This is a genomic window from Magnetospirillum fulvum, from assembly GCF_900108475.1.
GTDB classification, from domain to species: domain Bacteria; phylum Pseudomonadota; class Alphaproteobacteria; order Rhodospirillales; family Magnetospirillaceae; genus Phaeospirillum; species Phaeospirillum fulvum_A.
On sequence record NZ_FNWO01000010.1, the window covers coordinates 65,918 to 81,895 of the forward strand.

The 15,978-nt window shown below is 66.7% G+C and carries 18 protein-coding genes; 8 read left to right on the forward strand and 10 right to left on the reverse strand.

The features are described 5' to 3' along the window. The first annotated feature begins 2 nt into the window (after positions 1 to 2). Positions 3 to 785 carry a succinate dehydrogenase iron-sulfur subunit gene (locus tag BLW40_RS12145; protein WP_074768933.1) on the forward strand — a complete coding sequence of 261 codons (783 nt, stop codon included), beginning with the start codon at positions 3 to 5 and terminating at the stop codon, positions 783 to 785. An 83-nt stretch (positions 786 to 868) separates the two neighbouring features. Here the strand turns inward: BLW40_RS12145 and BLW40_RS12150 are convergent, their stop codons facing one another. Beyond that, on the reverse strand, positions 869 to 1,309 hold the full coding sequence (locus tag BLW40_RS12150; RefSeq protein WP_074768935.1) for a hypothetical protein: 441 nt from the start codon (positions 1,307 to 1,309) through the stop codon (positions 869 to 871). Positions 1,310 to 1,470: 161 nt separating this feature from the next. On the opposite strand from BLW40_RS12150, the gene BLW40_RS12155 reads away from it, so the two are divergent. Both BLW40_RS12155 and BLW40_RS12160 read left to right on the forward strand, forming a co-directional pair. Beyond that, positions 1,471 to 2,403 carry a DHH family phosphoesterase gene (locus tag BLW40_RS12155; protein ID WP_074768937.1) on the forward strand — a complete coding sequence of 311 codons (933 nt, stop codon included), beginning with the start codon at positions 1,471 to 1,473 and terminating at the stop codon, positions 2,401 to 2,403. A 316-nt stretch (positions 2,404 to 2,719) separates the two neighbouring features. Next, on the forward strand, positions 2,720 to 3,466 hold the full coding sequence (locus tag BLW40_RS12160; protein ID WP_074768939.1) for a PhoH family protein: 747 nt from the start codon (positions 2,720 to 2,722) through the stop codon (positions 3,464 to 3,466). A gap of 152 nt (positions 3,467 to 3,618) precedes the next feature. Here BLW40_RS12160 and BLW40_RS12165 read toward each other — a convergent pair whose 3' ends face one another. The 4 genes from BLW40_RS12165 to BLW40_RS12180 all read right to left on the reverse strand — a co-directional run bounded on the left by BLW40_RS12165 (position 3,619) and on the right by BLW40_RS12180 (position 5,638). Further along, complete coding sequence (locus BLW40_RS12165; protein WP_074768941.1) at positions 3,619 to 3,972, reverse strand: hypothetical protein; 354 nt, start codon at positions 3,970 to 3,972, stop codon at positions 3,619 to 3,621. A 109-nt stretch (positions 3,973 to 4,081) separates the two neighbouring features. Next, positions 4,082 to 4,750 (reverse strand): SDR family oxidoreductase, encoded by a 669-nt coding sequence (locus BLW40_RS12170; protein WP_074768943.1) that lies wholly within the window; start codon positions 4,748 to 4,750, stop codon positions 4,082 to 4,084. 40 nt (positions 4,751 to 4,790) lie between these two features. Next, positions 4,791 to 5,165, reverse strand: a complete 375-nt coding sequence (locus BLW40_RS12175; protein ID WP_074768945.1) for a RidA family protein — start codon at positions 5,163 to 5,165, stop codon at positions 4,791 to 4,793. A 92-nt stretch (positions 5,166 to 5,257) separates the two neighbouring features. Next, positions 5,258 to 5,638, reverse strand: a complete 381-nt coding sequence (locus BLW40_RS12180; protein ID WP_425283718.1) for a DUF1491 family protein — start codon at positions 5,636 to 5,638, stop codon at positions 5,258 to 5,260. A 122-nt stretch (positions 5,639 to 5,760) separates the two neighbouring features. Here BLW40_RS12180 and BLW40_RS12185 point away from each other — a divergent pair, with 122 nt between their 5' ends. Next, complete coding sequence (locus BLW40_RS12185) at positions 5,761 to 6,747, forward strand: 2-hydroxyacid dehydrogenase (protein ID WP_074768949.1); 987 nt, start codon at positions 5,761 to 5,763, stop codon at positions 6,745 to 6,747. A 103-nt stretch (positions 6,748 to 6,850) separates the two neighbouring features. Here BLW40_RS12185 and BLW40_RS12190 read toward each other — a convergent pair whose 3' ends face one another. Next, the gene (locus BLW40_RS12190; RefSeq protein WP_074768951.1) at positions 6,851 to 7,396 is read right to left on the reverse strand and encodes a Spy/CpxP family protein refolding chaperone; all 546 of its coding nucleotides are present in this window, start codon (positions 7,394 to 7,396) and stop codon (positions 6,851 to 6,853) included. Between the two features lie 175 nt (positions 7,397 to 7,571). Between BLW40_RS12190 and BLW40_RS12195 the strand changes: the two genes are divergently transcribed. Beyond that, positions 7,572 to 8,912: a tetratricopeptide repeat protein gene (locus BLW40_RS12195; protein ID WP_074768953.1), complete on the forward strand. Its 1,341-nt coding sequence runs from the start codon at positions 7,572 to 7,574 to the stop codon at positions 8,910 to 8,912. A gap of 53 nt (positions 8,913 to 8,965) precedes the next feature. Next, positions 8,966 to 9,961 (forward strand): complex I NDUFA9 subunit family protein, encoded by a 996-nt coding sequence (locus BLW40_RS12200; protein WP_074768955.1) that lies wholly within the window; start codon positions 8,966 to 8,968, stop codon positions 9,959 to 9,961. Positions 9,962 to 9,967: 6 nt separating this feature from the next. Here BLW40_RS12200 and BLW40_RS12205 read toward each other — a convergent pair whose 3' ends face one another. The 4 genes from BLW40_RS12205 to BLW40_RS12220 are packed head-to-tail and all read right to left on the reverse strand — an operon-like array spanning position 9,968 to position 12,867. After that, positions 9,968 to 11,320, reverse strand: coding sequence for a TldD/PmbA family protein (locus tag BLW40_RS12205; RefSeq protein WP_074768957.1), 1,353 nt, complete (start codon positions 11,318 to 11,320; stop codon positions 9,968 to 9,970). A 25-nt stretch (positions 11,321 to 11,345) separates the two neighbouring features. Continuing rightward, a complete protein-coding gene (folD, locus tag BLW40_RS12210) occupies positions 11,346 to 12,236 on the reverse strand; it encodes a bifunctional methylenetetrahydrofolate dehydrogenase/methenyltetrahydrofolate cyclohydrolase FolD (RefSeq protein WP_074768959.1) in 891 nt (296 codons plus the stop codon). Then, positions 12,233 to 12,562 (reverse strand): DUF167 domain-containing protein, encoded by a 330-nt coding sequence (locus tag BLW40_RS12215; protein ID WP_074768961.1) that lies wholly within the window; start codon positions 12,560 to 12,562, stop codon positions 12,233 to 12,235. Before BLW40_RS12215 ends, folD begins: the two co-directional genes overlap by 4 nt. Positions 12,563 to 12,564: 2 nt before the next feature. After that, complete coding sequence (locus BLW40_RS12220; protein ID WP_074769095.1) at positions 12,565 to 12,867, reverse strand: YggT family protein; 303 nt, start codon at positions 12,865 to 12,867, stop codon at positions 12,565 to 12,567. A gap of 144 nt (positions 12,868 to 13,011) precedes the next feature. On the opposite strand from BLW40_RS12220, the gene BLW40_RS12225 reads away from it, so the two are divergent. Both BLW40_RS12225 and BLW40_RS12230 read left to right on the forward strand, forming a co-directional pair. Next, complete coding sequence (locus BLW40_RS12225) at positions 13,012 to 14,460, forward strand: TrkH family potassium uptake protein (protein WP_074769097.1); 1,449 nt, start codon at positions 13,012 to 13,014, stop codon at positions 14,458 to 14,460. Between the two features lie 13 nt (positions 14,461 to 14,473). Beyond that, entirely contained in the window at positions 14,474 to 15,922 is a 1,449-nt protein-coding gene (locus BLW40_RS12230) for a TrkH family potassium uptake protein (protein WP_074768963.1), read from the forward strand. Positions 15,923 to 15,978 lie beyond the last annotated feature (56 nt).

A 15,978-nucleotide genomic window follows, 5' to 3' on the forward strand; every position in this document is an offset into this window, starting at 1 on the left:
ACATGGTCGAAATCGCCCTGCCCGCCAATTCACGGGTTCAACCCGGCAAGACTGTCCCGGCTCCGGCCGGGGCCACCCGGGTCAAGCGCTTCAACATCTATCGCTACGATCCGGATTCGGGGGCCAATCCCCGGCTGGACACCTTCGAGATCGACCTCGACGCCTGTGGCCCGATGGTTCTCGACGCCCTGCTGAAGATCAAGAACGAGATCGACTCGACCTTGACCTTCCGCCGCTCCTGCCGCGAGGGGATCTGCGGTTCCTGCGCGATGAATATCGGCGGGGCCAATACCTTGGCTTGTCTGAAGCCGATCGCCGACATCGAAGGCGACGTCGCGATCTATCCGCTGCCGCACATGCCGGTGGTCAAGGATCTCGTCGCCGACCTGTCGGTGCCTTATGCCCAGCTCGCCTCGGTGCGGCCGTGGATGCAGACCCAGAGCCCGACCCCGCCCGACAGCGAACGTCTGCAAAGCCCGGAAGAGCGCGAATTGCTCGACGGTCTGTGGGAATGCATCCTGTGCTTCTGCTGCCAGACTTCGTGCCCGAGCTATTGGTGGAACGGCGACCGCTATCTGGGACCGGCGGTGCTGCTCCAGGCCGCGCGCTGGATCTTCGATTCCCGCGATGAAATGACCGGTGAACGCCTCGATACGCTGGAAGATCCCTTCAAGCTCTATCGCTGCCACACCATCATGAATTGCACCCAGACCTGCCCCAAGGGTCTTAACCCTGCCCGCGCCATCGGCGCGATCAAGGGCAAGCTGATCGAACGCCGGGCCTGATCCGACCGGTTTTCCCGATGCAAAGCCGCCCGCCTTCGGAATCGAAGGCGGGCGGTTTCGTTTGCGGGGACGGGGCGCGCGGTTCAGGGCTCGGGCGGGGGGACCGGAGCCGGAGCCGGAGCCGGAGCCGCAGTTGAGTGGGCCCGCTGCCACTGATCGACCTGGGCGGCGTTGAACGGGTTGATGTAATAGCCGTTCTCGTTGCGCATCGCCGGATCAATGCAGGAATAGATCGCCAGATGCGGCACGGTCAGCCGGCATTGCCAGAGACGACGGACGATGAGGCGGGCCGACAATCCCCATTCGGCGCAGGCTTCGGCCGCCAGGGCATCGCGGGTGGCGGGGGTGGTGTCGTCACCATAGCAAACATTGACCACGCCATCGTATCCGGCCAGCTTCGGCTTGCCCCAGCCGGGGTTGGTGATCTGAAAGGTCTTTTCGCGATCGACGAACGGATCGCCCAGGGAACAGGCGGTCAGGGCGGTCAGAGCGGCGACCAGGAAAAGCGGTCGGAACAGGCGCATCGGTGATTGGTTCCCGACAGGAGGCGGCTTCCCGTTCTACCCCATGACGGGGCGGTTGGGAACCGTTCCCGCCGGTCGGGCCAGCGCGGTTGTTTCGGCCACGCGGCAAAGCTATCCTTTTCCACCGATCATCCCGGCGACGGGCAACCAAGGGGGAACCGATGTCCGAAGGCAGTAAGCACCGTCTGGTGACGCGCAGCGATTTCGACGGTTTGGTTTGCGCCGTATTGCTGCGCCATCTCGACCTGATCGACGACATCAAATTCGTCCACCCCAAGGACATGCAGGACGGCGTGGTCGAGATCGGTCCCAACGATATCACGACCAATTTGCCCTATGTCGAGGGCGTTCACCTCGCTTTCGACCATCATCTGTCCGAGACGGTGCGGGTTGGTCATCACGACAACCACATCATCATCCCCGAGGCCCCCTCGGCGGCGCGGGTGGTGTTCGATTATTACGGCGGGACCGAGCGGTTTCCCCCCGCCTGGGCCGAAATGATGGCGGCGGTCGATCAGGCGGATTCGGCACGCTATAGCTTAAGCGACATCATCAATCCGGGCGGCTGGGCTTTGCTCAATTATGTGATGGATGCCCGGACCGGGTTGGGGCGGTTCCGCGATTTCCGCATCTCGAACTATCAGTTGATGATGAATTTGATCGAGTATTGCCGCAATCACACGATCGACGACATCCTGACCCTGCCCGACGTCAAGGAACGGACCGACATTTATTTCGGTCATCAGGAACATTTCAAGGACCAGATTCGCCGCTGCGCCCGGGTTTATCGTAATCTGGTCGTGCTCGACTTGCGCGGCGAGGAGGTCATCTATGCGGGCAACCGCTTCATGATCTATGCCCTCTACCCCGACACCAACATCTCGATTCATGTCCTGTGGGGCGTGAAAAAGCAGAACACGGTGTTTGCGATCGGCAAGTCGATCCTGAACCGGACCGCGCGGACCAATGTCGGCGAATTGTGCTTGCGCTATAACGGCGGCGGCCATGCCAACGCCGGAACCTGCCAGATCGAGACGCCGAGTGCGGAACGGGTGCTGGCCGAACTGATTGCCCGGATCAATGCCGACGGCTGAGGGGGGAGTCTGGCCCAGGGATAGCGGGGGAGTGCGGCTCGTCGTCGATATCTGGGTGTGACAGTGTCGTGACCCCTGCGGTTGGCTGTCGACAGGGGGCGGCTGGATTCGGTACAGTAATTTCGGGTTGCAGATCCTTTTTAGGAGGAGTTTGTCGGTGCCTTCCCGCCAAAAAGGGGAATCCATCCGCTCCACCGGCGTTCCGCCCCTCTCCGGCGAAGCGCTCTCTGACCGACCCGCCTCGAACAGGGGCCTCCCATCACCGGGAGGCCCCTTTTTCCTTGCCCGAATCCCGACAGCAGCGAAGGAGTCCCAGATGGCCAAACGCGCCACGCGGAGCGCCGCGAGCAAGATCGAGTCCGTCGTCCCCTTTCATCCCGGCGCGGTCCGGGACGAGACCGATTGGACCCCGCTGCCCGAGGAGGGTGACCGCGACCAAAGCTATCGCCGCACGGTGCGGCCGCGCAGTGACAATCAGCGCCGCCTGGTTCAGGCGATTGCCGGCAACAATCTGACCGTGGCGTTGGGCCCGGCCGGGACCGGCAAGACCTATCTGGCGATCTCGGCGGCGGTCGAGGCGTTCGAGGCCGATCAGGTGGCGCGGATCGTGCTGTCGCGTCCGGCGGTCGAGGCAGGCGAAACCCTGGGCTTCCTTCCCGGCGATCTTCAGGAAAAGATGGCGCCCTACCTGCGCCCGCTTTACGACGCTCTGTCCGACCGGCTGGGCGGCAAGCGGCTGCGCGCTCTTTTGGCCGACGGGTCGATCGAAATCGCCCCAATCGCCTATATGCGTGGCCGGACGCTGAACAACGTCTTCATCGTCATCGACGAGGCGCAGAACTGCACCTATGGGCAGATCAAGATGCTGCTGACCCGGCTCGGCTGGCATTCGACGATGGTGCTGACCGGCGATCCCGATCAAAGCGACCTGTTGCCCGGTCTGTCGGGGTTAACCGATATCGCCGCCCGTCTGCGCGGTCTGCCCGATGTCGCGGTGGTCGATCTCGACGAACGCGACATCGTTCGCCATCCGCTGGTCGCCAGCATGTTGACGGTGCTGTAAGTCTGCGCTGTGCCCGCGCGGAAAACAACAATCCGCGCGGGACATCGTCTCGCGCGGGGCGGTCGGTAGGGACGTCAGGGGACGTCGTCGGGGGGAAACCGGTGGCGTCCCTTGATCGGTTTTCGTCACGAAACCGCGGACGGGCGTATCGCTTAGGCGAGAACGTCGCCGCCAGACTTCTCTACATCGCCGATCGATTTCGCGTCGGGCGTGGTCGCAACGGCCTCGGCATATTGCAACGCGGTCCGCGACGGCAATTGGAACTGCAATTGACCGGAGGTTTGGTCGCGGAATTGCAGAATCGCGGTCCCGGTGCCGCTGTCGAAACCAACGACCGGGCTGGTGTAGGGAGGTCCGCCAGGAGGCGAGGTGGCATCCGACGAAGAGGATGTCGTCGACTGACCGGAGGTGGCATTGGCCGAGCCGGACTGAGCCGTCGCGGCGCGGGTGGAAGCCGTGTCTCGTGTGGCGGTCGACGTCGAGGGCGATACGGTTGAGACGTCCATTCTGGCACCTATCGACTAAGAGGTTCTTCGGAACCCATTGGAAGAGATAATGGCAGATCGGTCTGTCAACCTCAAGGCAATTTGACTTCCCCCCCGACTTCCGCTCTGGTCACCAGGGCAGCCGCGACCCGTCAACATGGATAAAACTGCCGGAATCCGCCGCTTTGACGCCACCCAGGGCGGCGCGCAGTCCGCTTACCGCCTCGGTCGGAGACAACGGCGCGGCGGGGCCGCCCATCTCGGTCCGCACCCAGCCGGGCGACAGCGCGACCGGAACGATGCCGCGTTCGGCCAGATCGAGCGAGAGGGTCTTGATCACCATGTTGAGCGCCGCCTTCGAGGCGCGGTAGGCATAAGACCCGCCCGAGGAATTGTCGGCGATCGACCCCATCATCGAGGACAGCACGGCGAACAGCTTCGGCCCGACGAGATGCCCGGCGAAGGCCTGGGCCACCAGCAGGGGGGCGACGGTGTTGACGCGATAGACCTCGATCAGGTCGGCGGGGTCGATCTCGCCAAAGGGCGGGTTGGCCCCGTAGATCCCGGCATTGTGCAGCAGCAGGTCGATCGGGGTGCCGTCGAGCGACGCCGCCAGCCGTTTGATCGAGGCGGGGTCGCCGATGTCGCAGACATAGATTTCGGCCCCGGCCTCGGAGGCGGCCCGACCGCTCAAGGGGTCGCGCACGGTGGCCAGCACCCGCCACCCGGCGGCGGCGTACTGACGGACGAATTCCAGGCCGAGACCACGGCTGGCGCCGATAATCAGAAGTGTGGCCATGCGTGCGCGCTCCTTGGCTGTCGGATATCCCGCTACGATATCAGGATTTGAGGGCGGTGACTTCGATCTCGACCTTCATCTTGGGATCGACCAGCCCGGTGACGACAGTGGTGTTGGCCGGGCGGACGCCGCGGAAGGCTTCGCCCAGCACCGGGGCGATCCGCTCGAAGAAGCTGGCTTCGGTGACGAAGGCGCGGACGCGGACGACATCCTTCAACGACGCGCCGCCCTGGGCCAGCGCCTGGGCGATGGTGTCGAGGGCCTGACGGGCCTGTTCGGCGACGTCGTCGGAAATCTCGCCGTTCTTGTAGCCCGAGGTGCCGGACACGAATACCCACGGATCCTGAGCGACGGCGCGGGAATAGCCGGCGATCTCTTCAAACGCGGAGCCGGAGGAAATCAACTGACGGGTCATGATCTGTCCTTCGAGAGGAGTGAATGAAAGCGAAAGCGCATCGGGCGCGCCCCAAAAGGCTTCATACCCGATTTGTCACGACGGGCAAACGGTCACCCCGCCAGAATGCGGTCGAGAAAGGGCACCCGGCCCTGGCGGTCCTCGACCTCGATCACCCACAGGTCGGAATCGACCTCGCGCTGGCGGGCGATATAGGCTTCGGCCGCCGCCTCGGTGACCGGAGCCGCCCCGGTGGCGCGCAGCCAGCCCGCCCGGCCCGATCCGTCGCGGACCTGGGTGAACACCTCGCAGCCATCGGCGCCCCGGTTCAGCTTGACCAGCACCGCCCCGGCATCGTCGTCGCCATGCCGGACCACCATCGCGACGATCCCCACCGCGCCGCATTGGCGGATCGCCGCCTGGACCCACAGCCGCGCTTTCAGCCTGGGTTCCGGCTCGGGCGCCGGGCTGTCATCCCGGCCGCGTCCCGCCATCCGCATCCTTTGTTCCTCCGCTTTGTTGCTCCGCCGATCCTAGGCTGTTCACGGGACGCTGGACAAGGGAACCCCGAGTTGTTAGGCGTGAAGATAAGTGGTGCCCCGTGAGGAGAGCCGACATGTCGAACAGGAAGCCCGTCGTCGTCGTCACCCGCAAGCTGCCCGATCCGATCGAGACCCGGATGATGGAGCTGTTCGACGCCCGCCTCAATCACGACGACCGGCCGATGAGCCGGGCCGCGCTGATCGAAGCGGTCCGCGACGCCGACGTTCTGGTGCCTACCGTCACCGACCGCATTGATGCCGGGGTGCTGTCCCAGGCGGGACCGTCGCTGCGGCTGATCGCCAATTTCGGCACCGGGGTCGATCATATCGACCTCGCCACCGCGCGGGCGCGGGCGATCACCGTGACCAACACGCCGGGCGTCCTGACCGAGGACACTGCCGACATGACGATGGCGCTGATCCTGGCGGTGCCGCGTCGGCTGGTCGAGGGCGAGCGGCTGGTCCGCTCGGGCAATTGGGGCGGCTGGAGCCCGACCCTGATGCTGGGCCATCGCATCTGGGGCAAGCGTCTCGGTATCGTCGGCATGGGCCGGATCGGTCAGGCGGTGGCCCGCCGCGCCAAGGCGTTCGGAATGGCGATCCATTACCATAACCGCAAGCGGGTTCATCCCGACATCGAAGCCGAGTTGGAGGCGACCTATTGGGAAAGCCTCGACCAGATGCTGGCGCGGATGGACGTCATCACGATCCATTGTCCCCACACCCCGGCGACGTTCCACCTTTTGTCGGCGCGCCGCCTCGAATTGCTGCCCAAGCACGCTTATCTGGTCAATTGCGCCCGCGGCGAGATCGTCGATGAAAACGCGTTGACCCGGATGCTGATCCGGGGCGATCTGGCCGGGGCCGGACTCGACGTGTTCGAACACGAACCGGCGGTCAATCCCAAGCTGCTGGCGCTCGACAATGTCGTGCTGCTGCCCCATCTCGGTTCGGCGACCGAGGAAGGCCGGATCGACATGGGCGAGACGGTGCTGATCAACATCAAGACCTTCAGCGACGGCCATCCGCCGCCCGACCGGGTGCTGGCCTCGATGTTCTAAAAAAGAACTCCCCCGGATCGGGCAAATCCGGGGGAGTCGATCGGCGTCCGCCGCCTTGGGCGGGAGGATATCAAAGAGACGGACGCCGCGGGGTTACCAGGCCCTAGCGCTCGTCGCCGGGCTGCTGCGGAGCGGCATCGCCGGGACGACCGGCATCGCCGGGACGGCCGGGGCCGCGATAATGGCCGGGGCCACCATGGCCGCCGGGGCCGCCATGGGCGGACAGAACCTGATCGGCGATGGTCTGCTGGGCCGGGGTCAGGATCTGGTAGAACTTGGTCAGGGCCGGGACCGTGCGCTTCAGCGTTTCGGTGTGGGCTTCGGCCAGCTTCAACTGCCGGTCCAGCCGCGCCGGGAGGGCGGTGGCGAGGTCGGGCTGATCGCTGCACAGCGCCCGCATCGGCTCCTGGGCCGCTTTCATCGTCTCGGACAGGCGGCGGAATTCATCCTTTTGGGGCGCGGTCAGGGTCAGCTTCGCTTCGGCAAAGGCCAAGTGGGCGGCCAACCTGGCGTCCTGATCGGCGCAGAAACGCTGCGCCGGATCGACGGGGGCGCGACGCGGGGCCGAATCGGCGTGGGCGGCGCCGATTGCGGCGGCCAGAGCGACAACCAAGATTGCGGCGGGGATCAGGTGGGGACGCGGTTTCATCGAATTCACTTTCGGTTGGGGGCGTCTGATGAAACGGTTTTAGGCCCGGGCGGTAACCCGACGATGTCGGCCTCGGCAACAAAGGGTAACCATCGGTAACGCCGACTTGCCGATCGGCGGCGGCTCGGTCAATATCCGCTGCAACCTTATCGGGAGAGAGCGAGCCGTGGGTGCGATGGGGACCAGCCCGGATGTCGGGGCGGACGAGCGCTATGGGGAGGCGATGGCGGCGCTGCGGAGCGGCGATTTCGCCCGCGCCGAAAGCGCGTTGGCCCACATCGTCCGGGCCGATCCCACCAATGCGGTCGCCCATGCCGATCTGGGGGTGCTGCTGCGGCGGCGCGGTCTGCCCGAGGCGGCGGTGGCCTGTTACCGCCGCGCGTTGGCGCTTTGCCCCGACCGCGCCGGAACCTTGTCCAATCTCGGCAACGCGCTGCGCGAATTGGGGCGACTGGCCGAGGCCGAAGCGGTGTTGGCGCGGGCGGTGGCGCTGGAGCCGGACGGGGTCGGCTTTCGCTACAATCTTGCTTTGTTGTTGCGCGACCGTCGCCGCACCGAAGAGGCGCTGGCGATGATGGAGGCGTTGCTGGAGCGCGAGCCCGACAATGCCGAGATCGCCTGGGACATCGCCCTGACCCGGCTTTATCTCGACGATTTCCGCCGGGGTTTCGCCGGATACGAAGCCCGCGAGCGTCTGCCCCGGATGCCGCGCCGCGACTTTCCCGGCGAGCGCTGGCGGGGGGACGCGGTGGCGGGGCGGACGGTGTTGCTGGTGTCGGAACAGGGCTTTGGCGACGCGCTGCAATTCGCCCGCTTCGTGCCGTTTCTGGCCCGGCGCGGGGCACGGGTGGTGCTGGAATGCCTGCCCGAGCTTGGCGCCCTGTTCGCCACTCTGCCCGGATTGGCCGCGATCGTCCCCAAGGGCGCGCCGCCGCCGCCTTACGATGTGTGGGCTCCGATGGCCAGCCTGCCGCACCTGCTGGGGATCGCATGGACCGACCTGCCCGGTCCCTGTCCCTATCTGAGCGCGCCGCCGGGGCCTCGGCTGCTGCCGCCTGCGCCGGGGACGCGCCTGACCGCCGGGCTGGTGTGGGCGGGCAAGACCATTCCGCGCGACCGCTCGTGGCCGCTGGAAACGCTGCTGCCGCTGCTGGCCGATCCCTCCATCGCCTGGGTCAGTCTCCAGCACGGCCCGCGCGGGAGCGATCTGGTCCGGCTGGGGGCCGACCGTCTGGTCGCCGACGCCGCCCCGGCGCTGGGGTCTTTCGCCGATACCGCCGCGTTGATGACGCAGCTTGACCTGATCGTCACCATCGACACCGCGACGGCTCATCTGGCCGGGGCGCTGGGGCGTCCCACCTACGTCTTGCTGCGCTATGTCTCGGACTGGCGCTGGGGCAATGAGCGCGACGACTCGCCGTGGTATCCGACGCTGCGGCTGTTCCGCCAATCCGATCCCGACGATTTCGCCGGGCCGGTGGCGCGGATCGCCCAAGCCCTGGCCGCCCCCGGTTGATTTCCGGGGGAATCGCCCCACCTGTCATAGGCCTGTTTCTGGAGGGAAAAACAATGACGCGTCGGTTGGTCACGATATTCGGAGGCTCGGGCTTTCTCGGCCGGGCGATCGTCAACCGACTGGCCGGAAACGGCTGGGCGGTGCGGGTTGCGGTGCGTCACCCCTCGACCGCCGAGTTCCTGTTGCCGATGGGCGAGGTCGGCCAGATTTCGCTGGTCCGCGCCGATATCGGCAATCCCGCCGCTGTCGCCGCTGCGGTGGCCGGAGCCGACGCGGTGGTCAATCTGGTCGGCATCCTGACCGAAAGCAGCCGCCGCACCTTCCAGGCGATTCATGCCGATGGAGCCGCGACGATCGCCGCCGCCGCCCGCGAGGCCGGGATCACCGCCTTTGTCCAGATGTCGGCGGTGGGGGCCAGCGCCCGGTCCGACGCCGCCTATGCCCGCAGCAAGGCGGCGGGTGAAGAGGCGGTGCGGGCCGAGATTCCCGGCGCGACGATCCTGCGCCCCTCGGTGGTGTTCGGCCCCGACGACGATTTCTTCAACCGCTTCGCCAAGATGGCGGTGCTGTCGCCGGTGCTGCCGGTGTTCACCGGGGACGGTTTTCACGTTGTGTGGAATGGAGCGCGGCCGTCGCTCGATCTGTTCGGCACCGGCGGACCGCGCTTCCAGCCGGTCTATGTCGGCGATGTCGCCGCCGCCGTCGCCGCCGTGCTCGACGATCCCACCCTGGCCGGGCGGACCTACGAACTGGGCGGTCCGACCGTCTATTCGATGAAGCAGATCATGGAGCTGGTGCTGTCGTACTCCGGTCTCCATCGCCGTCTGCTGCCGCTGCCGATGGGGCTGGCGATGGTCCAGGCGCGGGTGTTCGAATATCTGCCGACGCCGCCCTTGACCCGCGATCAGGTGCGGATGATGCGGGTCAACAATATCCTGACCGGGGCCGAGCCGGGTCTGGGGGACTTGGGCATCACGCCTACGCCGGCCGAGACGATCCTGCCCCATTACCTGCGCCGCTATGGCCCGCCCAACCGCGCCGAGCAGTAAGGGAGCTTACTTTCCGGCGATGGTCAGCCCGTCGATCCGGAGCGTCGGGCAATCAATGCCGTGGCGCAGTTCGAGATCGCTGGCCGGGGTCAACTCGCGGAACATGTCCTTCAGGTTTCCGGCGATGGTGACCTCGGCGACCGGGAAGGCCAGTTCGCCGCCCGAAATCCAGAATCCGGCGGCACCGCGCGAATAATCGCCGGTGACGCCGTTGACGCCCTGGCCGAACAATTCGGTGATGTAGAACCCGTCGGTGATGTCGCCGATCATCTCGGCGGGCGTGATCGCGCCCGCATCGAGATAGAAATTGCTGGCCGACGGCGATGGCGGCGAGCCGGTGGCCCGGCTGGCGTGACCGGTGGGGGCCAGGCCAAGCTGATGGGCCGAGCGCAGATCGAGCAGCCAGGTGGTCAGCACCCCGTCCTCGATCACGGCGCGGGTCTGGGTCGGCAAGCCTTCGCCGTCGCAGGGGCGCGAGCGCAGGCCACGGCGGCGATGGGGATCGTCGATCACCCGGATGCCGGGGGCGAACACCGGCTGGCCCAGCCGGTCCTTGAGGAAGCTGGTGCCACGCGCGACCGAGGCGCCGTTGATCGCCCCGGCCAGGGTGGCGAGCAGACCCCGGGCGACGCGGGGGTCAAAGATCACCGGCACCTGACGCGAACTGACCTTGCGGGCACCGAGACGGCGGACGGCGCGGCGCGCTGCTTCGGCCCCGACCTCTTCCGGGGCGCGCAGATCGCCGAGATAGACCGCGCCGGTATGGTCGTAATCGCGCTCCATCCCGCTGGCCCCGTCTCCGGCCAGCACCGCGACCGACAGCGAGGCGTGGCTGACCTGATATTCGAACGACAGCCCGTTCGAGGCGCACAAAGCCACCCGCGAGCGGCCCCAGCCGGAATCCGAGCCTTCGGAATTGGTGATGCCGGGGGTGGCGCGGGCGATGTCCTCGGCCCGGCGCGCCATGTCGATCAGCCCCTCGGCATCGGGCTCGGAGGGATCGAACATGTCGAGATCGGGCAGATCGCGGGCCAGTTGCTCGGGCGTCGCCAGCCCGCACCACGGGTCTTCGGGGACGATGCGGGCCATCGCGACGGCGCGTTCGACCAGTTCGGACAAAGCGGCGGGCGAGCGGTCCGACGACGAGACGAACGCCTGCTGCCGCCCGATCAGGACGCGCAGGCCGATATCGCCGCCCTCGGACCGTTCCAGCCGCTCCAGCGTTCCCAGCCGCAAGCCGACCGACAGCGAAACCGAATCGATCAGAACCGCATCGGCCTCGTCGGCACCGGCGCGGCGGGCGCAAGCGACCAGATCGCCGAGCAGATCGAGCGGGGCCGCACTCTGGGAACCGGACATGAGGAAACCTCCGCGATCAGAAGCGTTACAGCGACTCGTCGAGGGCGATGCGGTGCTGGCGGGCGCAGGCGACCAGGGTGTTGCGCAGCAGGCAGGCGATCGTCATCGGCCCGACCCCGCCGGGAACCGGGGTGATCGCGCCCGCGACCTTGACCGCCTCGTCAAAGGCGACGTCGCCGACCAACCGGCTGGTGCCGTCGGGATTGGCGATGCGGTTGATGCCGACGTCGATCACGGTGCAGCCGGGCTTCAGCCAGTCGCCCCGGACCATCCCCGGCTTGCCGACAGCGGCGACGACGATGTCGGCGCGGCGCACCACGTCGGGCAGATCGCGGGTGCGGGAATGGGCGACGGTAACGGTGCAGCTTTCGCGGATCAGCAATTGAGCCATCGGCTTGCCGACGATGTTCGAGCGCCCGACCACCACCGCGTCCAGGCCGGACAGATCGCCCAGTTGGTCCTTGAGCAGCAGCAGCGAGCCGAACGGGGTGCAGGGGACCAGCGCTTCACCGCCCGAGGCGAGACGGCCGACATTGACCGGGTGAAAGCCATCGACGTCCTTGGCCGGGTCGATCGCCTCGATCACCTTTTGGGTGTCGATGTGGCGGGGCAGGGGAAGCTGGACCAGGATGCCATGCACCGCCGGGTCGCTGTTGAGCCCGGCAATCAGGGTCAGCAATTCGTGTTCGGGGGTATCGACCGGCAGGGTATGGACGAAGGATTCCATCCCCACTTCGACGGTGCGCTTGTGCTTGGTGCGGACATAGACTTGGCTGGCCGGGTCTTCGCCCACCAGCACCACCGCCAGACCGGGGGTGAGGCGGCGGCTCTCGCGCAGGGCGTGGACCTCGGTGGTGATGCGCTCGCGCAGGCCGACGGAAAAGCGGTTGCCGTCGATGATCGTAGCTTCAGTCATGATTGTTCGGCCATCCATAGATCAAGGCGTTGCCGCAAATCCTCGGCATCGCCGGAAATCAGAACCACCTTGCGGCGGTCGGTCGCACCTTGGACGATGTCCAGCGCGGTGCGGGGGAGACGCCAGGTCTTGGCCAGCAGCTTGACCAGGGCAGCGTTGGCCTTGCCGTCCTCGGGCACTGCGGTGACCTGGACCTTCAGAACCGCCTGTCCATCGGATTCGGCGGCGACGCCCTGGACCTGATTGCGCGAGGCCTTGGGCGTCAGCCGGATCGAAACCCGGAGCCCGCCGGACGCGACGGCGAAAGGCGAGGCCCCGGAAGTCATCGTCAGAAAGCGACGGAAAAGCGCAGCTGTTCCAGCACCCGGATCAGGAAATACAGCACCAGCCACAGCACGATCGGCGACAGATCGACCGACCCCAGGTCGGGCAGAATGCGGCGCAACGGACGCAACACCGGCTCGGTCAGGCGCGACAGCACGGTCAGCAGCGTGCGGACGGTGGAATTGTAGGTGTTGACGATTCCAAACGCCACCAGCCAGCTTACCACCACCGCCGCCAGAACGACGTACCAGTACAGGTTCAAGGCCAGGATCACGACCTCGATCGCGGCGGCTAAAATCGCGTGCATTGCCAGCATCCCTTATGGCAGTTCTCGTCACGGCCAACCCTAGCTGTCGCCGCCCCGGCTGGCAAGCGCGCGCACGATTCTCTGGACAAGCGCCTGCATTCGGGGTCAAGAGTCCCTCAAATCGCGAGAGCAATGAGAGATGGTGTGATCGACCTTCGGCCGGTTCTGTTCGTCAACGGGTTTTTGCTGCTGGTTCTCGCGGTCGCCATGGTCTTTCCCGCCCTGGCCGACGCGGCGGCGGGCGATCCTGATTGGATGGTGTTCGTCCTCTCGGCCGCCGTCACCGCTTTTTTCGGGCTGGCGCTGGGGTTCGGCACCCGTCCCGCCGGGCGGATCACCCTGTCGGCGCGGCAATCCTTTCTGTTGACGGTGGTCGGCTGGGTCTCGAATGCGGGCTTTGCCGCGCTGCCCTTCGCCTTCTCCAACCTGGGGATGACCCCGACCGATGCCGTGTTCGAGGCGGTCAGCGGTCTGACCACCACCGGGGCGACGGTGATTCTCGGCCTCGATCACGCGCCGCGCGGCATCTTGCTGTGGCGGGCGCTGCTGAACTGGCTGGGCGGGGCCGGGATCATCGTGATGGCGGTGGCGATCCTGCCCGCGCTGCGGATTGGCGGCATGCAGGTGTTCCGGATGGAAACCTCGGACAAGACCGAGCGGGTCGGGCCGCGCATCGCCCAGGTTGCCGCCGGAATCGGGCTGGTCTATGCCGCCTTTACCGGTTTGACCGCGTTGGGGTTCTGGATCGCCGGGATGGGCCGCTTCGACGCGGTGTGCCACGCTCTGTCGGCGGTTTCAACCGGCGGCTTCTCGACCTCGGACCTGCGGCTGGCCCGATGGGGTGCCGACGTGCAATGGGTCGCGGTGGCGGCGATGCTGGTCGGCGGGTCCAGTCTGGTGCTGTGGACCGGGGCAGGGCGGGCGGCCCGGACCAGCCTGTTCAAGGACGCCCAGACCCGCTGGTATCTGATGTTCGTCGGCGGCTTTTCCGGTCTGCTGGCGCTGTGGCAATGGACGGTCAACGACATGCCCCCGGCGGCGGCGGTGCGTCATGCCGCTTTCTCGGTCACCTCGATCGTTTCGACCACCGGCTTTGCCTCGACCGATTGGAGCGCCTGGGGCGGTTTTGCCCATGTCGTCTTCTTCATCCTGCTGTTCATTGGCGGCTGCACCGGCTCGGCCGCGGGCGGGATCAAGATTTTGCGCTGGGATCTGTTGTTCGCGCTGGCCTCGGCCCATATCGGGCGGTTGCTGCATCCCCACGGCGTCTATGTGATCCGCTACAACAACGACAGGATCGCCCCGGCGATTCTCGATTCGGTGCTGGGCTTCGTCGTGCTGTACTTCGTCACCTTCGCCGTGTTCGCGCTGGCGTTGTCGGTGGTGGGGGTCGATTTCGTCACTGCTTTGTCCGGCTCGGCGGCGGCGCTGGCCAATGCCGGTCCCGGCATCGGCGACGTGATCGGGCCGATGGGCAGCTATCGCCCCTTGCCCGATGCCGCCAAATGGGTGCTGGGGCTCGAAATGATGATTGGACGGCTGGAATTGTTCATCGTCGCGGTTCTGTTCTCCCGCAGCTATTGGCGGGAATAGGGGAGAGAAGCCGATGATCGACGTCCGTCCCGTCCTGCGCCTGATCGGCCAGCTCTTGTGCACCCTGGCGGCGGCGATGCTGCTCCCCGCCGTGATGGACGGCCATGACGGCCAGACCGAGGCGCGGGTGTTCGTCGTTTCGTCCGGAGTGACCCTGTTTTTCGGTCTCGCCCTGGCGCTGGGGATGAACACCCCCGGACGCGGCTGGACCATCCGCCAGATTTATCTGGCCGTGGTGTTCGGCTGGCTGGTTCCGGTGCTGTTCGCGGCGCTGCCCTTTCTGTTCGGTCCGCTGGCGCTGTCGGTGCCCGACGCGCTGTTCGAGGCGGTCAGCGGCCTGACCGGCTCGGGGGCGACGGTGATCTCGGGGCTGGATCACGCTCCGCGCGGGCTGTTGCTGTGGCGGGCGCTGCTGAACTGGCTGGGCGGGCTGGGGGTGATCGCGATGGCGGTGGCGGTGTTGCCGCTGCTGGCGGTCGGCGGGATGCAGATGTTCCGTCTTGAAATGCCGGGGTCGGCCGAGCGGGCGATCGCGCGCGGGCGGCGAATCGCCACCCTGGTGTTCTTCACCTATGCCGGGCTGACCCTGGTGTTGGCGCTGTTGCTGTGGCGGGCCGGGCTGGGCGGGTTCGATGCCTTGGCCCACGCCTTATCGACCCTGTCCTCGGGCGGGTTCTCGACCTCGGACGCCTCGGTCGGCCATTTCCGCAATGCCGACGCCGAAATCGTCCTGATCCTCGGGATGGTGTTGAGCGGCCTGCCGTTCTTGCTGTTTTACCGGCTGGCGCGCGGCGAGGGCCGAGCCGCCTTGTCCGACAGCCAGATCGGTTGGTATCTCTCGCTGCTGGGGCTGGGGACGCTGGGGGTCAGCGCCTGGCTGTGGATCAGCCTTAACCTGTTGCCGTCCGACGCGGTGCGCCACGGCGCCTTCACCGTCGCCTCGGTGATGACCGGGACCGGCTTTTTTACCCTTCCCTATGGCGGGTGGGGGGGGATGCCCGCGATGATCCTGTTCTTCCTGGCCTTTGTCGGCGGCTGCGCCGGATCGACCTCGGGCGGGCTGAAGGTATTCCGGCTGCAATGCCTGTTCACCGACGCGGTGATGCAATTGCGCCGCCTGTTGCGCCCCAACGCGGTGCTGATCGCCACCTTCAACCGCCGCACCATTCCCGAGGACGTGCTGGAATCGGTGATGGGGTTCCTGTTCGTCTATGCCCTGGCCTTCGCCTTGCTGGCGATGGCGCTGGCCTTCCTCGGGCTGGATTTCGTCACGGCGGTCAGCGGCGCGGCCTCGGCGCTGGCCAATCTCGGCCCCGGCCTGGGCGGCACCATCGGTCCGGGGGCGACCTATGCCGCCCTGCCCGACGCCGCGAAGATGCTGCTGGCGGCGGGGATGCTGTTCGGGCGGCTGGAAATCTTCACCATCCTGGTGCTGTTCGTGCCGACCTTCTGGCGGCAGTAAGTCAAAGCTGCACGGATCGGCCCCGATCCGCGCGAGCCCCTCATTCGCCGGGCGCG

Excerpts from the sequence above, each read along its gene's own strand:
- BLW40_RS12145 (WP_074768933.1), top strand. The coding sequence starts at position 3 with ATGGTCGAAATCGCCCTGCCCGCCAATTCACGGGTTCAACCCGGCAAG.
- BLW40_RS12150 (WP_074768935.1), bottom strand. The coding sequence starts at position 1,309 with ATGCGCCTGTTCCGACCGCTTTTCCTGGTCGCCGCTCTGACCGCCCTG.
- BLW40_RS12155 (WP_074768937.1), top strand. The coding sequence starts at position 1,471 with ATGTCCGAAGGCAGTAAGCACCGTCTGGTGACGCGCAGCGATTTCGAC.
- BLW40_RS12160 (WP_074768939.1), top strand. The coding sequence starts at position 2,720 with ATGGCCAAACGCGCCACGCGGAGCGCCGCGAGCAAGATCGAGTCCGTC.
- BLW40_RS12165 (WP_074768941.1), bottom strand. The coding sequence starts at position 3,972 with ATGGACGTCTCAACCGTATCGCCCTCGACGTCGACCGCCACACGAGAC.
- BLW40_RS12170 (WP_074768943.1), bottom strand. The coding sequence starts at position 4,750 with ATGGCCACACTTCTGATTATCGGCGCCAGCCGTGGTCTCGGCCTGGAA.
- BLW40_RS12175 (WP_074768945.1), bottom strand. The coding sequence starts at position 5,165 with ATGACCCGTCAGTTGATTTCCTCCGGCTCCGCGTTTGAAGAGATCGCC.
- BLW40_RS12180 (WP_425283718.1), bottom strand. The coding sequence starts at position 5,638 with ATGGCGGGACGCGGCCGGGATGACAGCCCGGCGCCCGAGCCGGAACCC.
- BLW40_RS12185 (WP_074768949.1), top strand. The coding sequence starts at position 5,761 with ATGTCGAACAGGAAGCCCGTCGTCGTCGTCACCCGCAAGCTGCCCGAT.
- BLW40_RS12190 (WP_074768951.1), bottom strand. The coding sequence starts at position 7,396 with ATGAAACCGCGTCCCCACCTGATCCCCGCCGCAATCTTGGTTGTCGCT.
- BLW40_RS12195 (WP_074768953.1), top strand. The coding sequence starts at position 7,572 with ATGGGGACCAGCCCGGATGTCGGGGCGGACGAGCGCTATGGGGAGGCG.
- BLW40_RS12200 (WP_074768955.1), top strand. The coding sequence starts at position 8,966 with ATGACGCGTCGGTTGGTCACGATATTCGGAGGCTCGGGCTTTCTCGGC.
- BLW40_RS12205 (WP_074768957.1), bottom strand. The coding sequence starts at position 11,320 with ATGTCCGGTTCCCAGAGTGCGGCCCCGCTCGATCTGCTCGGCGATCTG.
- folD (WP_074768959.1), bottom strand. The coding sequence starts at position 12,236 with ATGACTGAAGCTACGATCATCGACGGCAACCGCTTTTCCGTCGGCCTG.
- BLW40_RS12215 (WP_074768961.1), bottom strand. The coding sequence starts at position 12,562 with ATGACTTCCGGGGCCTCGCCTTTCGCCGTCGCGTCCGGCGGGCTCCGG.
- BLW40_RS12220 (WP_074769095.1), bottom strand. The coding sequence starts at position 12,867 with ATGCACGCGATTTTAGCCGCCGCGATCGAGGTCGTGATCCTGGCCTTG.
- BLW40_RS12230 (WP_074768963.1), top strand. The coding sequence starts at position 14,474 with ATGATCGACGTCCGTCCCGTCCTGCGCCTGATCGGCCAGCTCTTGTGC.